General features: G+C 67.7%; 15 protein-coding genes. 4 read left to right on the forward strand and 11 right to left on the reverse strand.

What is annotated here, in order from left to right; genetic code table 11:
• Positions 1-17: 17 nt before the first annotated feature.
• Together NDI85_RS10870 and NDI85_RS10875 are read right to left on the reverse strand one after the other, a co-directional pair.
• Positions 18-1,667: a TrkA C-terminal domain-containing protein gene (locus NDI85_RS10870; RefSeq protein ID WP_310915767.1), complete on the reverse strand. Its 1,650-nt coding sequence runs from the start codon at positions 1,665-1,667 to the stop codon at positions 18-20.
• A complete protein-coding gene (locus NDI85_RS10875; RefSeq protein WP_188996685.1) occupies positions 1,664-2,887 on the reverse strand; it encodes a potassium channel family protein in 1,224 nt (407 codons plus the stop codon). The genes NDI85_RS10870 and NDI85_RS10875 overlap by 4 nt, the downstream gene beginning before the upstream one ends.
• Before the next feature lie 109 nt (positions 2,888-2,996).
• Here NDI85_RS10875 and NDI85_RS10880 point away from each other — a divergent pair, with 109 nt between their 5' ends.
• Positions 2,997-4,163, forward strand: a complete 1,167-nt coding sequence (locus tag NDI85_RS10880; RefSeq protein ID WP_188996683.1) for an NAD-binding protein — start codon at positions 2,997-2,999, stop codon at positions 4,161-4,163.
• On the opposite strand, the gene NDI85_RS10885 is transcribed toward NDI85_RS10880, so the two are convergent.
• Together NDI85_RS10885 and NDI85_RS10890 are read right to left on the reverse strand one after the other, a co-directional pair.
• The gene (locus NDI85_RS10885; protein WP_310915768.1) at positions 4,160-5,683 is read right to left on the reverse strand and encodes an HPP family protein; all 1,524 of its coding nucleotides are present in this window, start codon (positions 5,681-5,683) and stop codon (positions 4,160-4,162) included. The two genes, NDI85_RS10880 and NDI85_RS10885, sit on opposite strands and share 4 nt — an antisense overlap.
• A gap of 70 nt (positions 5,684-5,753) precedes the next feature.
• Positions 5,754-6,479: a nucleoside phosphorylase gene (locus NDI85_RS10890; RefSeq protein ID WP_188996679.1), complete on the reverse strand. Its 726-nt coding sequence runs from the start codon at positions 6,477-6,479 to the stop codon at positions 5,754-5,756.
• A gap of 80 nt (positions 6,480-6,559) precedes the next feature.
• Between NDI85_RS10890 and NDI85_RS10895 the strand changes: the two genes are divergently transcribed.
• Complete coding sequence (locus NDI85_RS10895) at positions 6,560-6,775, forward strand: hypothetical protein (protein ID WP_188996677.1); 216 nt, start codon at positions 6,560-6,562, stop codon at positions 6,773-6,775.
• A 1-nt stretch (position 6,776) separates the two neighbouring features.
• Here NDI85_RS10895 and NDI85_RS10900 read toward each other — a convergent pair whose 3' ends face one another.
• Together NDI85_RS10900 and NDI85_RS10905 are read right to left on the reverse strand one after the other, a co-directional pair.
• Positions 6,777-7,253 carry a hypothetical protein gene (locus NDI85_RS10900; protein ID WP_188996675.1) on the reverse strand — a complete coding sequence of 159 codons (477 nt, stop codon included), beginning with the start codon at positions 7,251-7,253 and terminating at the stop codon, positions 6,777-6,779.
• A gap of 40 nt (positions 7,254-7,293) precedes the next feature.
• Positions 7,294-8,130: a DUF63 family protein gene (locus NDI85_RS10905; protein WP_188996673.1), complete on the reverse strand. Its 837-nt coding sequence runs from the start codon at positions 8,128-8,130 to the stop codon at positions 7,294-7,296.
• Between the two features lie 89 nt (positions 8,131-8,219).
• Here NDI85_RS10905 and deoC point away from each other — a divergent pair, with 89 nt between their 5' ends.
• Positions 8,220-8,858, forward strand: coding sequence for a deoxyribose-phosphate aldolase (deoC, locus tag NDI85_RS10910; protein WP_188996671.1), 639 nt, complete (start codon positions 8,220-8,222; stop codon positions 8,856-8,858).
• A gap of 5 nt (positions 8,859-8,863) precedes the next feature.
• Here deoC and NDI85_RS10915 read toward each other — a convergent pair whose 3' ends face one another.
• From NDI85_RS10915 to NDI85_RS10930, 4 genes are all read right to left on the reverse strand, one after another.
• Entirely contained in the window at positions 8,864-9,019 is a 156-nt protein-coding gene (locus NDI85_RS10915) for a hypothetical protein (RefSeq protein ID WP_310915769.1), read from the reverse strand.
• On the reverse strand, positions 9,016-9,342 hold the full coding sequence (locus tag NDI85_RS10920; protein ID WP_310915770.1) for a HalOD1 output domain-containing protein: 327 nt from the start codon (positions 9,340-9,342) through the stop codon (positions 9,016-9,018). Before NDI85_RS10920 ends, NDI85_RS10915 begins: the two co-directional genes overlap by 4 nt.
• 151 nt (positions 9,343-9,493) lie before the next feature.
• Positions 9,494-9,682, reverse strand: a complete 189-nt coding sequence (locus NDI85_RS10925) for a hypothetical protein (protein WP_188996664.1) — start codon at positions 9,680-9,682, stop codon at positions 9,494-9,496.
• Positions 9,683-9,821: 139 nt separating this feature from the next.
• The gene (locus tag NDI85_RS10930; protein WP_310915771.1) at positions 9,822-13,142 is read right to left on the reverse strand and encodes a PAS domain S-box protein; all 3,321 of its coding nucleotides are present in this window, start codon (positions 13,140-13,142) and stop codon (positions 9,822-9,824) included.
• 211 nt (positions 13,143-13,353) lie between these two features.
• On the opposite strand from NDI85_RS10930, the gene NDI85_RS10935 reads away from it, so the two are divergent.
• On the forward strand, positions 13,354-14,637 hold the full coding sequence (locus tag NDI85_RS10935; protein ID WP_310915772.1) for a tRNA (N(6)-L-threonylcarbamoyladenosine(37)-C(2))-methylthiotransferase: 1,284 nt from the start codon (positions 13,354-13,356) through the stop codon (positions 14,635-14,637).
• 51 nt (positions 14,638-14,688) lie between these two features.
• Here NDI85_RS10935 and NDI85_RS10940 read toward each other — a convergent pair whose 3' ends face one another.
• Positions 14,689-14,859, reverse strand: a complete 171-nt coding sequence (locus NDI85_RS10940) for a hypothetical protein (protein ID WP_188996659.1) — start codon at positions 14,857-14,859, stop codon at positions 14,689-14,691.

Here is a 14,859-nt window from a genome sequence, read left to right on the forward strand (position 1 = left end):
AAGAGCGTTGCGACCGGTCAGGTGCCACCGCGGTCGGTGTCGTCGCTGTCGTCGGCCAACTCGTCGTCGCCCGCGGCCGTGTCGCCCCGTTCGTCGCTGCCAGTCGCTTCGGCATCCGCGGGTTCGGCGTCGTCTCTCGCCGCGTCGCCGTCCGAGTCGTCCGTGCCGGAGATATCGGCCGCGTCGACCTGTTCGTCGGGGTCCCACACCGGGATAGTGTCGTCGGCGTCTGTGTGCGACTGGGCCACCGACTCCGCGTCCGCCGACGTGCCGTCCTCCAGAAGCGCGCTGTCGTCACGCTCGTCGTCGGCATCGGACGAGTCGGAGTCAGTCTCGACGGGCACCTCCGCAGAGTCGGTCCCAGCGGCCGTCTGCGCGTCGTCGGTGTCGACCGCCGAGTCGGGGTCGGCGTCCGCGCGCTCCTCGTCGGGGTCGGGGGCGGCCGTCTGCGCGTCGTCGGTCGGTGGTTCGTCTGCTGCGTCGCTCACTCGGGGTTCTGTCTCTGCCGTCCCGGCCGTCTCGACACGTCGGAGGCCGTCGGGGGTGGCGATGGCGTAGATCACGTCGCCGGCCGCCAGCACGCGGTCCCTGGAGGGAATCGTCTCCGGACTCGCGTCGTCGCGGGTGATGGCCGCGACGGTCACGCCGAGACTCCCAACCGTCGTTCCGACGAGGTCGCTCCCCGCCTCGACAGTGACGGTGCCCATCGTCTCGTCTGCGGCGCGGAGGAGCGAGGCGAACTCCCGGTCCGGTCGGTCCTGTACCGGGAGCGTGACCAACTTGTACGTCTCCGCCGGGTCGAGTTTCGGGGTGTCGGCCGCGTCGATGGCGACGGTCACCACCTCGTCGGCGATACCACGGAGTTCGCCGGTGAGCACGCGCTTTGGCGGGTCGTCCGCCCAGACCTGCACGAGGTCGCCCGAACTGGCGGCGTGTGCGGGGTCGGCCCGCACGGCGACGGCGTTCGTCGACGGCGGCAGGGTCGGCCCGATACCGGCGGCCCGTGACCCGACGGCGAGATAGGAGACGTCGCCGTCGTCGCCGAACTCGACGTCGACGTGGCCGACGCCGTAGTCCGTCTTGAGTCGCGTGACGAGTCTGTCTCGCAGTTCCCCCTTCGTCAACCGACGGGGAAAGAGGAACCGGCGTTCGGCGAGTTGCGCCTTCGTGGCGTCGGGCATCGGGTCGTAACCCACGATGTCGGCAATCTCCTCGGGGAGGTGGACCGAGGTGACTCGCCCGACGGTCTGGACGATTTCGCTCACGTCGGCGTCGACGTCGCGCCCACCGGTCGCGGCAAAGAGGTCCGTCCCGAGGCGGTCACCGACCTTCGTCCCGGTCAACGCGGCGGCCCCGCCGACGGCGAAGGCCGCGAGGTTCGGCAGGACATCGCTGGACGCGAGGACCTGTTCCTTCCCGAGAATGACGTCGCCGAGTGAGCCCGTCGTCCCGAGGTACAGCGCGACCGCGCTCAGTCCGAAGAGGACGCCGAGGCCAGTCGGCACGCGTTCGCGGACGTACCACCGGTACCCCATCGCGACCATCCCGGCGGCCGACGCGGCGGCGATGCCGAGGCCGAGCAACTGTGCACCGAGAACGAGCGGATCGTCCGTTCGCAAGCCACTCTGCAGTACCACTCCCCCCTGCAACGGTGTCGCGGGCGTCATGCGACCGCCTCCTCGAAGGCGTCGAGGTCGTCGTGTGGCCCGACGGCGTACAGTTCCTCGCCCGCCTCGATGGTCGTCTCCCCCCGCGGCGCGAGTCGCCACCCACCCTGTTCGCGGACGGCGACGACGGCGACGCCGTACGTCTCTCGGACCCGCGCCTCTCCGAGCGTCGTCCCGTCGAGAGCGCCGTCGTCGCGGACCGTGAGTCGACGGAACCGGTTGCCTGCCCGTCGCAACAGCGAGACGAGTTCGTACTCCCGCCGGGTGCCCCGTGGCTCGACGACCACCTTCGCCGACTCGCTTCGGAGGAGTGGCTGGACGTCCGTCCGGTTGACCGCGATAGTCAGGCGTCCCTCGCCGCCGTCAGTCGTCGGCGCCCCGACCGGTGCCGGCGGCGCCTCGGTGTCGTCGGCTAGCTCCGGGTCGTCGGGCGTCTCGACCGACGTTTCGGACCCCTTCGACCGGGCACTGACGACGGTCCCTCTGACCTGTGCGTCCGTCGTGAGCACCGTCACTTCGTCGTTTCGCGCCAGTCCGGTCGGGAGCAGTGCATCGACGGAGACGGCGTGTCGCCCGTCGGTGACGCGTTTCGAGAGTCCCGAAAACGGCGGCGCGGCGACGACGGTGGCCCGCCCCTGTTCGTCGATGGTCACCGCCACGTCGCCGAGGTCGAACTCCGTCTTCAGTCGCCGCTCCATCTCCGCTTCGAGTTCGCCGATACGGAGGTCGGCGGGAAACGTCCACTCGCCGCCCCGAATATCGGCCCGGAGCGGTTCCGACAGCGGTGGGTACCCCTCCATGTCGGCGACTTCGCCGACGACGCGGATACGGACCTCGTCGCGCCCGCCGAACCGCTCTACCACGTCGGCCGAGAGCGTCCTGTCCCGGAGGCCCTGAAACGAAAGTCGCTTCGGGAACGTCGCCCCCATCTGGTCGCCCTTGCTGTGGGCGTACATCGACACCATCCCGACGAGGACGATGGCAGTGATGATTCGCTCGGCGTTGGGCGCCTGCGTGATGGACTCGTCGGCAAGCGCCAGCAACCCGCCGCTGACCCCTGCCAGCGCGATCGCGAGGACGGCGACGGCGAATCCGGGGAGGGTGACGCCAGTGAAGTACTTGAACCCGAAGCCGAGCGCCCACGACGCCAGCGCCGGGATGACCCCGACCAGCAGGCCAAGATAGATGCCCAGGAGAATCTCGATGGGGAGCGAAGCCATGTCCCCATCCTGCGCGGCCGGTGGTAAATCGCTTCCGACGGTTCACCCGGCCTCGTCCCGGAGGTGGTGGGACAGTACATTTACACCACCCCATCGACACAGGGGTGATATGGACTGGTCGCGGGAGTGGTTGGGGACGCGGGCGACGATACTCCTTCCGACGCTGGTAGCCGTGCTGTCGTTCGCGACGGGCGTCGCCAACATCACCGCCCCCATCAGTGGAATACTCGGCACCACCGTCCCCGAGAGCCTGCAGCAGGCCGCCGGTTTCACGGGTGCGCTGACCGGCTTCTCGCTGCTCCTGAGCGTCCTCGGCCTCCGCCGCCGCCTGCGTATCGCGTGGTACGTTACCGTCGTGTTGCTCCCAGTTTCGGCGCTGCAGGGCGTGGTGCAGTCCTCGCCGCTCTCCCTGCCGCTGGTCGTCCTCTCGCTGGTGTCGCTACCGACGGTGCTGTTGAACCGCCGGCGGTTCGACCGGAAACTGGACCTCTCGACGACGCAACTCGCGGCGGGGGCGGCCCTGCTGGGCGCGCAGGTGTACGGCACCGTCGGGACGTGGGCGCTCCGCGAGGAGTTCGTCAACGTCGAGACGCTCACCGACGCGTTCTACTACACGCTCGTCACGGCCAGCACCGTCGGCTACGGTGACGTGACGCCGGTGAGCGAGCGGGCGACGCTGTTCGGCATGTCCGTCGTCGTGCTGGGGACGGCCAGTTTCGCCATCGCGCTGGGGTCCCTGCTCGGCCCGGCACTCGAAAAGCGCTTCGCGGAGGTACTCGGGAACATGACTGACGCACAACTCGACTTGCTCGAGAACCACGTGGTGGTTCTGGGCTACGGCGACCTGACGGAACCGATACTCGAAGAACTCGTCGACGCGACGGATTTCGTCGTCATCACGCCGGACTCGGAGACGGCGGCCCGCCTCCAGCAACGGGACATCGCGGTGCTGACCGCCGACCCGAGCGACGAGGAACCGCTCCGGCGGGCCGGCATCGAAGACGCGCGGGCGGCCGTCGCGGCCACGAACGACGACGCACAGGACGCGCTGGCGATTCTGACAGCCCACTCGCTCAATCCGGACCTGAACATCGTCGCCGCCGCGACGGAGCGAGAGAACATCGAGAAACTCCGTCGGGCGGGCGCGAGTACGGTCATCAGCCCCGCGCTCATCGGCGGCCACCTCCTCGTCCAGTCGGCGCTGGGTCGCGAAGGGATGGAGAACATCGCCGACCACCTGCTGGACATCGAACGCGAGGACGACGCCGACATCTAGTGGCTCCGGTCGACGATAGCCACGTCGGTATCGACGTCGTCCAACCGCTCGAACGTCGGCGGTGAGACGAACCGCGACGCCGCACTCCGGTCCCGACTGGCCCCAATCATGACGAGGTCGTACTGGGTCCCGCTCGTCTCCAGAAACTCGTTGATGCCGGCACGGGAGACGCGCGTCTCGATGGCGCCGTCGAACGGTTCGACGAGGTCGGCGAGCATCTCTTCGGCAGGGCGGCGGTTCTGGTGTTCGTCGATACAGGTCGCGACGGCGACGTGACCGCTCTTGCCCGCCAGTCGGGTCGCAAAGTCGACCATGTTGTGGGCCACGTCGCTGGTGCGGCGAACCGGCACTAGCACCCGCTTCCAGTGGGACCGCTCGGCACGCGAGCGGTGGACGAGTACGTCAGTGTTCCCCCGGAACAGGCGTCGGAGGTACGGCGACAGTGCCCCGTGTTCGCTCTCGTAGGGCGCGACGACGAGGTCGCAGTTGGTCTCGGCGGCCGTTTGGAGCGTCGTCGCCGCCGGGTTGCCGTCGTCGATGGCGACGACGACCTGACACGGGACGCCGGTCCGCGTCTCGATTCGGGCGGCGTGGGTTTCGAGCCAGTCGACATGTGCGTCGAAGTCGGCGGCCTCTGTCGTCTGTGCGTCGACGGCGTCACCGCCGTCCCCGGCGATACGGCCGGCCAACTCGGTTCGCCCCGTGCCCGATACGTCGGTGTCCGTTTCGGAGAACATGTCCAGTTTGACGGTGTCCTGCAGCAGTTCCCGCTCCGTCGCCGCGGCCTCCGAATCGGAGACCATGTCGAGCAAGACGACCTTGCTGGCCTCGTGTGCGGCCGCGAGACGAGCGCCGAGCATCGCCGTCCGGCCCGCAGTCTCGCCGCGCATCGGCACCAGCACGTGGTCGTCGCCGGTCGTCGACCCGTAGAGATACGTCGCCCGCCGGTCGTAGAACCGGGCCCGCCAGACGACGAAGACGCTGGCGACCAGCGCACTCGCGAGGGAGATGCTCCCGACGAAGGCGAGTTGCTGGTTCGGTTGGACCAGCAACGCCAGCAACGCCGTCGAGTACGACGACGGTTCCTCGATGTCCAGCGGCCACGTCACGAGACCGGTGGCAAGCACCGCGAGGCCGGCGGCGGTGGCGCTGACCGCGAACTGGCCAGTGGGTGGCGCGAGGACGGCGCTCGACACGTTGAGCGCGCCGAGGCCACAGACGGCACCGATGGTGAGACCGACGACGAACCGCTTCGGGTCGGAGTACTTCGCCGTCGGGTCGACGAACAGCGTGTAGGTGCCCGACGCCAGCGGCGGGAACAGCAGGAACGTCAGCTGCGGGACGGCGTTGGCCAGTGTCGTCACGACGGCGATGAGCAACGGGACGAACACGAGCATCGAGAGGTGGACGACGCGGTTCGTCGTCTCGGCCCAGCGGCGGAACTCTCGCAGTTCCCGACGCTCGACCCGCCGGGCACGCGAAAGCAGCGTCCGGACTCGCCGGGCCAACTGGTCGAGCATATCTACACAGTCACACGACGAGGCCGTAAGTTCACCGCCGGGCGACGTGGGGATGCCAGCGGTCGCCGCCTCAGAGCGACGTGGCGGCGGTCAGCGAGATTTCGATGGCGCGTTCGACGTTGTTCTTGGCCTTCTCGGGGAGTTCCTCGGCGTCGGTCGTCCCCTTCTGGGTCCCTTCGACGAGATTGCCGTCGACGGTACAGATTGCGCCGGCGGCCAGTCCCTTCCGTCGGGCCAGCGAGAAGATGGCGGCGGCCTCCATCTCGACGGCCAGCAAGCCGGCGGCTTCCCAGTTCTCGACGTACGCGTCGGTCTCGGCGTAGAAGGCGTCGTCCGTGGCGATTGGGCCGACGTGGACGTCTTCGCCGTTGGCTTCGGCCGCGTCCACCAGCGCCGACAGGGCGTCGTAGTCCGGGACGGCCGGGACTGCCGTGGCCTCGTAGCGGTCGGTCGTCCCCTCGTCCTTGGCGGCGCCGGTGGCGACGACCATGTCGCCGATTTCGATGCCGGACTGGAGCGCCCCCGTGGTGCCGACGCGGAGGAACGTCTCGACGCCGACGGCGGCCAGTTCCTCGACGGCGATAGCCGCCGACGGCGACCCGATGCCCGTCGAACAGATCGTCAGGTCGGTGCCCTCGTAGGTGGCGTTGACGACCTTGTACTCGCGGTTCTCGGCGACCACCTCGTGGTCGTCGCAGTGGCCGGCGATGCGGTCGACGCGGCCGGGGTCGCCCGGCAGGAGCGCCACGTCGTTCAGATCGCCCGGTTCGACCAGCAGATGGGGTTGTTTCGCCATGGCGGTCGTTCGACCCGACCCAGTAAGAACGCCGGGGATTCGTCGGAACAATGAGGTAGGGGCAGGGCAACGGTGTGGGTATGAGTGACGACTTCTCGCCGTTCGACAGGCGGATGCGCTGGCCGGCGGTCGTCTCGGCCGTCGCCGGGTTCGGCCTCGGGTTCGTCGCCGTCTTCGCCCAGCGGACCGGCACCGGCGCGGACGTGCCGTGGGTGTACGCGCTCCCGTTCGGCGCGCTGGCGGCGGCGTTCCTGTTCGGTGTGATGTACCGCAACCTCTCGAAACAGTACGGCTGAGTCAGAGTTGCGTGACGAACACCGGGACGACGAGCGCCAGCGTCGTCCCGTAGATGAACGACGAGAGCGCCCACTGCTGGACGACGTCGTCTCGCCGGCCACTGAGACTCCCGCCGGCGCGGGGCATCGCCACGCGCTCGAAGAAGTAGTAGACGAACAGCGTGACACCGACGGCCCCCAGCAGATGCGGAATCGCCGGAACGCCGGCGAGCGAGAGTCCGGCCGGCAGTATCGCCGCCAAGGCGTAGACGAGAGCCCCGTACAGCAGCGCCGCGGCGGTGCCGGTGACGTGGTGGACGGCCACTGCGAGTGGAGTACTCACATCGGCCGGGTCGACAGCGGTCAGTCCCCCGGCGGCGACGTACGCCGGAAGGTATCCCTCCGGTTGGACGTACATCGGGATGTTCAGCAGAACCGCCGCGAAGACGCCGGAAAGCACGCAGATGAGCCCCCACTGGCCGAGCGAGAACGACAACATATCCGACACCTCGCTGGGGGGCACAATGAGCGTTTGGAACCTACACCGGAGTAAAGAGGAACAGCACGACGTTGTTCGTCGCCGGACCGAGGCCGACGGCGGCGATGAACGCCAGTAGGAGGCTTCCCTCGGCGGGTTCGTCCTCCAGATACTGGTGCATGAGGACGACGACGGCCACAGCGACGACGAGTTTCACCAGCGCGAACAGCCACCCCTCACCGATGAGAGGGGCCGTCGGGAGCGTCCCGGCGAAGTCCATGATGGCACGGGGCACCGGCGAGCGCTCGCCGACGCCGATGACGTCCGTCCCGATGGCCGTCGACACGCCGTCGAAGGCGTGGGCGAACACGACGACGGGCGCGGCGTACCGCGTACGGACGATTATCGGCGTCCGCCAGAGTGCGACGAGCAACAGCGTTATCGCCGAGAGGACGACAGCGCCGACCACGGCCACGGTGGGCCAGACGAGTGCCAGCAGTTCCGAGCGAAGCGCCGTGATAGCCGCGAGCACCAGCAACACCGTCAGGATGCCCGTGCCGGTCAGCCCGAGGTTCCGCGAGACAGTCTCGTCGTGGCCCCGCCGGACGCCGAACAGCGAGAGGAGGACCCACACCGTCCCCAGCGTGACGTACGTCGTGAAATACACCGACGGCGTCCCGAACAACGGTCTGAGGACCGGGTCGTACACCTCGATCGGGGGTTGGCCGAGTGCGTGGAGCGTCCCGCCGATCGCCATCCACGGAGCCAGCGCCACGACGATCCGCTGGTCTATCGGCGGGTCCAGCGCGACCAACAGAGCCGACACCACCAGCGTCCCACCCGCGAGCGCCGCCAGATACGGCACCGGCGGCAGTCCGAACCCCGTAGGCAATACCATATCTGCACGCCGACCCGGCACGCCGAAAAGGTTCCGGCCTCGCGTCGCGTCGTCGGGACGTTTAGGTGCTCGCCGCCTCTGGACCCGGTATGGACGACCTTCCCGACCGGGTGGAACACACCGTCCTCGGACCGACGACGACGCCCGACGACGTGCGAGCGTGTCTGGAGGACGCACTGGAGTACGGGATGCGGGCCTGTATCCCGCCGTGTTACCTCTCACTCGCGAGCGACTACGCGAACGTCCCGCTGGCGACGGTCGTCGACTTCCCGCACGGACAGGGAAGCACCGACACGGTCTGTCACGCGGCCAAGCGCGCGTGGGACGACGGCGCCGACGAACTCGACGTGGTCTGTAACGTCGGTTTGCTGAAAGCCGGCGAGGACGACGCCGTCCGTGACCACCTCACCGAAGTCGTCGCCGCCGTTCCCGTCCCCGTGAAGGTCATCGTCGAGGCACCGCTGCTGACCGACGAGGAACTCCACCGCGTCGGTCGACTGGTCGCCGACGCCGACGCCGCCTACCTCAAGACGGCGACGGGGTTCTGCGAGGGCGGTGCCACCGTCCACGACGTGGAGATTCTGAGCCAGTACCTCCCGGTGAAAGCCAGCGGGGGCGTGGGGTCCTACGAGGACGCGACGGCGCTGTTCGACGCCGGGGCCGAACGCATCGGGGCCTCCAGCGGGGACGTCATCGTCTCCGAGTGGCGCGACCAGCGACCGGAGTAGGCCGCTCACGCCCGCAGTTCGCAGGTCTCGGTCGACTGTATCCACGCGCCGTCCTCCTCGTGGTCGTAGATGAGGAGTTCGTCGTCGACCCGAAGCGCTGTGTACCGGTCGTCGACCGGGGCCCTAGACAACTCTCGCTGCGGTTCGAATTCACCGGTCATGGTGGCTCTGTGACGCCGAGGAGCGTCCCGCCGGCGTGACCGACACACGCCGGGTCGGGGACCACGAGGACCGTGCCGTCACTAGAGATGGAGACACCGCAGTCCTCGTAGACGAACGCGACGTGGCCGTTCGTAGACGCCGCGAGCACGCTCGAGAGTGCGTCCGGTTCGACGACATCGTACAACAGCGAATCGACGTCCGTGGGGCGTGTCCCCGTCGTCTCGACGACGGCACCGACGATCGTCTGTGTCAACTGCTCTGTCGAGGAGACGTCGTCGACGGTCCGTTCGACGTGCTGGTCTCGTGTCTCGCGCTGACTCATCGAGTCAGCGGACGCACTATGCGAGGATAGAGATGACTGCTACATGGACACGCCTCGTGGACCGGGACACACTATACATTTAGATTCGGGCGTTCCGACCCGTTCACGTCAGTCTCGGAGGCGACGCCGAGAGAGTCAGTAGCGGGCACGGTCACTCACCAGTCTCCTGCCGCCAGCGCTCGCGACAGGTCTCATCGCAGAACGCGTAGATACGGTAGCCCTCCTCCGGGTCTGCGACCACCGGGTACCACTCCGTGGTGTCGATTCCGGCACCGCAACTGGTACAGATACGGGGCTGGTCCGTCGCTGTCGTCGTGTCTTCGGGGTGGTCACCGGCCATACAGTAGTGAAATCGGGGCGGCGTCTATCGCACGGTCCAACTGTCGGCGTGTATACACGCCAGTCCTACAGAGGGAAAACGGACGTCGGTACGTGGATAGGGCCGCCGCGTCGACACCCACTATACACTGAAACCGCGCTCACTCGTCCAGCAGCAGCGTCAGCAGTTTGTGCTGACTCGCCCGCAGATGGCGGTTGAACGTCGGCTGTGAGACGCCGAGGGCCGCCGCCACCTCCTCGCCCGTGTTCTCGCGGGGCCACTCGAAAAACCCACTCAGGTAGGCCGTCTCGACCGCCTCTCGCTGTTTGTCGGTGAACCGATCGAGGAGTTCGGATCGGAACTCCGTCGCCGTCTGTACCGGCCAGTCGCGTTCGCGTCGAGCGAGCAACGTCGCGCCCTCGAAGGCCGTCTCGAACATCTCGGTGAACTCTCTGACGTCACGGTCGGCGGCCAGTTCGACGACGAGACGGCCCGTCTTGCCGTCGCTGGTGAGCGACTGCACTGTACCGCCGTGGTCGAAGACGGCGCCGACGATGCTCTCACCGACGACCGAACACTCAAAGAGGCTCTCGGAGTCGTCGCTGGCGACGTGTCTGACCTCGCCGACCCCCGGCGTCTCCGCCGCGGACTCGCGGACTTCGTCGGGGTCGACGGCCTCGAGTGTGACGAACACCCGGAGCGGGCCGCTCCCCTCCGCGACGACGCCCTCGAATTCGAACTCGCCGTCGACCGCCTTCACACACCGAAACAGCGCCGTGTCCGGGTTCTCGATGCTGAACTCCAGTTCGACCCGTCGGTTGCTCATCAGGGTCGTCTTGCGCTCGACGGCGTTGATGGCGTGGCCCACCGTATCGCCCAGTTCCGCGAGGACCGACTGCTCGACGTCGTCGAGGTGGGCCGGATCACTTCCGTAGACGGTCAGCGCGCCGTACAGTGCGCCTTCGTAGCTCACCGGTACCGAGACGACGGTGTGGTAGTCACGCTCCAGCGCTGCCTGTTCCCACGGGTCGAACGGTGGGTCGGAACGGGCGGGCGATGCGACCTGTGTGGTGTGTTCGCCGACAGCACGACCGGCCGGTTCCGCTCCCCCGACGGCGACCGTGATGGCGTCTAGGTATCCCGACTCGTCACCTGCCCACGATGTCGGCTGAACCTCGTCGCTGACGGGGTCACGCGCCCCGAACCACGCGAACTGATAGGGGCCGGTCGCCGCGAGCGTCTCACAGGCGACCGTCTCTATCTCCTCCCGAGAGTCCGCGTCGACGAGCGCGCTCGTGACGTCGCGTAACACCCCGTTGACCCGCTCCATCCGGGTCAGGCGCTCGGTCTTCGTTTCGAGCGTCGTCGTGTGCTCCCGGAGCGAGGCCTCGCGGTCGACTCGGTCAAGCGCCGTCTCGACGTGGGCCGCGAGCACTCTGGCGAGGTCGACGTCCGCGTCGGCGAACGATTCGGGGGTCGTCTCGCCGGTGATGAACACCCCGTGCTGGCCGAGCGGGAGAACGATAGCACTGTCGAGTGGGGTCCCCGGGCCGGAGACGTCGGCCCGGAACTCGATGTCTTCGTGGACGGTCACTTCGCTCTGGACGAACACCTGCCAGGACTCGCCGTCCTCCGGTTCGAACAGCGACGCGTCGCCGACCAGTTCGGCGACGGCGTCAGTCCGGGCACGTGGGACCAGACGGTTCCGTTCGGGGTCGTAGAGTTCGACGGCAGCCAGTTCGAGTCCAAGCGTCTCACGCGCCGCCCTGACGGCGATGTCACAGACGGCCTGCTCTGACGCCGCTTCGGTCAACTCCCGTGACACTTCGTTGAGCGTCTCCAGTTGGGACTCCCGACGCGTCCGCTCGGTGATGTCACGGCCTTCGGGGACGAGCAGTTCCACGTCGCCCCGTTCGTCGGTGATGGGACGGATAGAGAAGTCGATAGTCGCCACGCGGTCGGTCCCCTGTACGTCCAGTTCGTGGCGGACGAACTCCCCGTCGGCCGCCCGCTGGACGTCCGCTCGAACCCGTTTCCGGATGTCGCCGTTCGTCTGGAACCACGCCGTCTCCCAGACGGGTTTCCCGACGACGTCGTCCCGGTCCAGACCGCCAAAGTCCAGCGCCGTCTCGTTGGCTTCGAGGACGGTTCCGTCCGGGTCCAACAGTCCAGTGAACTGGTAGGTCTGGTCGAACACTGCTTCGAGGCGGCGCTGGCGCTCCTTGCGGTCGGTGATGTCGGTGATGAACCCCTCGATGGCGACCAGTTCGTCGTCCTCGAAGACGCCCTCGCCTTGCTCCCAGACCCACCGCTCGGTGCCGTCGGCGCGGCGTATCTGGTAAGTGAGTGTGAACGGGTCGCGTTCGTCTATGGCCGCCTGCACCTCGTTCCAGACCCGCTCCCGGTCGTCGGGGTGGATGACGTCCTCGCCCCAACTCACGTGTCCAGACTCTATCTCCGGTGGGTCATAGCCCGTGAGGTCCGCACACCCGGCGCTGACGAACGACATCGGCCACCCGACCTCGTTCTCACAGCGGTAGGCCATGCCGGGCAGGTTGGCGACGAGCGTCGAGAACATCCGGTTGCGCTCTCGCAGTTCCGCCTCCACTCGTTTGCGTTCGGTCACGTCCCGGCCCTCGGGGACCAGTGCCACGACCCGCCCGTCGTCGTCCGTGACGGGAGTCAGCGAGAAGTCGACCGTTATCTCTTCGCCGTCCGCACCCACCACCGTCGCCTCGTAGCGGACGAACTCACCCGTGGCGGCCGTCTCGACGGCATCCCGCAGGCGCTCGCGGGCGGTCTCGGAGTGGGACCACCAGTGGGTCTCCCAGAGCGGTGTGCCGACGACGTCTTCCCGTTCGACGCCGGCGAACGCCAGTGCCGTCTTGTTCGCCTCGACGAGCGTCCCGTCCGGTTCGGCCAGTCCGACCAGTTGGACGGGCGCTTCGGTCAGCGTCTCGTACGACCGGAGTTTGTCCGGTGCCGCTGAGAGGTCCGTCGTGACGACGCCGTAGCCTGCCGGTTCACCGTCCGACTGGAGCGCGACGACGGCGAGTCGCCCCCAAAAGCGGGAGTCGTCGGCCCGGACCAACCATCCCTCGTCGACGACCTCGCCCTCCGTCTCGGCCCGGTCGAGTAGCGCTTCGGGGTGGTCCGCCGTCACGTCCCCGTCGGTGTAGAACGCCGCGAACGGTTCGCCGAGCGCCCCGTCGCCGTCGTAGCCCAGTAGCCGCCCGGCACCGTCGCCCCACTCGGTGACCCGCCCGTCGCTGTCGAGGACGAACACGCCGTAGCGATGGACCTGTTCACAGAGGAGGCGGTAGCGGTCGGGGTCCTCGCCGAAACCGTCCCCGGCGCCGTCGGTGCAGGCGACGACCGGACCCGCCGGATAGCCGCGCCACTCACCGAGACCGCGCGTCGTGTCGGCCCCCCGACCGTCGGGCGAGAGCGGCGCCGCACCGGCGACGTCCCGGTCGGTCACGGTAACCGGCGATCCCCCCGTTCTGAGATGCCGGACACGCATACAGGTAAACGTCACTGCACACACACATATAGTACTATGCGCAATCGGTCGCTGACCGGAGTCCGTACGGCTATGGGACAGTTCCAGACTGTCGATCTGACCATTGCCGTTCCGACGGGCCGGACGAATCCGTCGCGCTTTTGGCCGGCAAGCCGTATCGCTAGGACGAATGGCCCGCTATCACATCGAGACGTACGGGTGCACCTCCAACCGAGGTGAAACCCAGCAGATAGAGCAAGCGCTCCGCGAGGGCGGCCACCACCCCGCCGACGGTCCCGAGTCGGCGGACGTGGCCATCCTCAACACCTGCACGGTGCTGGAGAAGACCGAGCGCAACATGCTCCAGCGGGCCAAAGAACTGGACGAGGAGACCCCCGCAGATCTCGTCGTCACGGGTTGTATGGCCCTCGCACAGGGTGAGGAATTCCACGACGCGGACGTCGACGCCGAGGTGCTTCACTGGGACGACGTGCCCCAACACGTCCTCAACGGGGAGTGTCCGACGGTCACGCCCGACACCGAGACAGTGCTGAACGGCGTCGTCGGCATCCTCCCCATCGCCCGCGGCTGTATGAGCGACTGCTCGTACTGCATCACGAAGCAGGCCACCGGCCGCATCGACTCGCCTCCCGTCTCCGAGAACGTCGAGAAGGCTCGCGCGCTCGTCCACGCCGGCGCGAAGGAGCTTCGCATCACGGGACAGGACACCGGCGTCTACGGCTGGGACACCAATCAGGGGACGAGCCTGCTTCCCGAACTGCTCGACCGCATCTGCACCGAGATAGACGGCGAGTTTCGGGTTCGGGTCGGCATGGCGAACCCGAAGGGCCTCCACGGCGTCCGCGAGGAACTGGCCGCGGTGTTCGCCGAGCACGACGAACTGTACAACTTCATCCACGCGCCGGTCCAGTCCGGGTCCGACGACGTGCTGGCAGACATGCGCCGGCAACACGCCGTCTCCGAGTATCTGGAGGTCGTCGAGGCGTTCGACGACGCCTTGGAGTACTGGACGCTCTCGACGGATTTCATCGTCGGGTTCCCGACCGAGGACCCCGAGGACCACGAGCAGTCGATGGCCCTCCTCCGGGAGACCCGCCCCGAGAAGATCAACGTCACGCGCTTCTCGAAGCGGCCCGGCACCGACGCAGCCGACATGAAGGGACTGGGCGGCCAGACGAAGAAGGACCGCTCGAAGGCGATGACCGAGTTGAAGATGGAGACGACGGGGCAAGCCTACGAGGACATGGTCGGCCGTACGTCCTCCGTGTTGCTCGTAGAGGACGGCACCGACGAGTCGCTGGTTGGCTACGACGAGGCCTACCGGCAGGTCGTCGTCGCCGACGCCGAGGAGCGCGGACTGGAAGTCGGCGAGTTCGTCGACGTCGAGATTACGAGCCACAACACGGTGTACGCGTTCGGCGAACCGATCGAGCGGGCGGCGCTGGCGGACTGAGGCAGCCTATCGGTGGGTCAGACGCCCCGACCCACCGACGCGCCGCGACGGCTACTGGTCGTAGTATACGTACGTGAGGTTCCGATAGGGGATGTAGGCCACACGCTCGATGTCGCCCCCCTGAACCGCTTTTTTCAGATGCACGCCGTTGGATCCCTCGACGACTTCGAGGACTTCTTTTATTTCGGTCCCGTCGCTCATCTCTGCTGTCATGTGTGCCAT

Source organism: Haloarcula sp. S1AR25-4 (genome assembly GCF_031624555.1).
Classification (GTDB): domain Archaea; phylum Halobacteriota; class Halobacteria; order Halobacteriales; family Haloarculaceae; genus Haloarcula; species Haloarcula pellucida.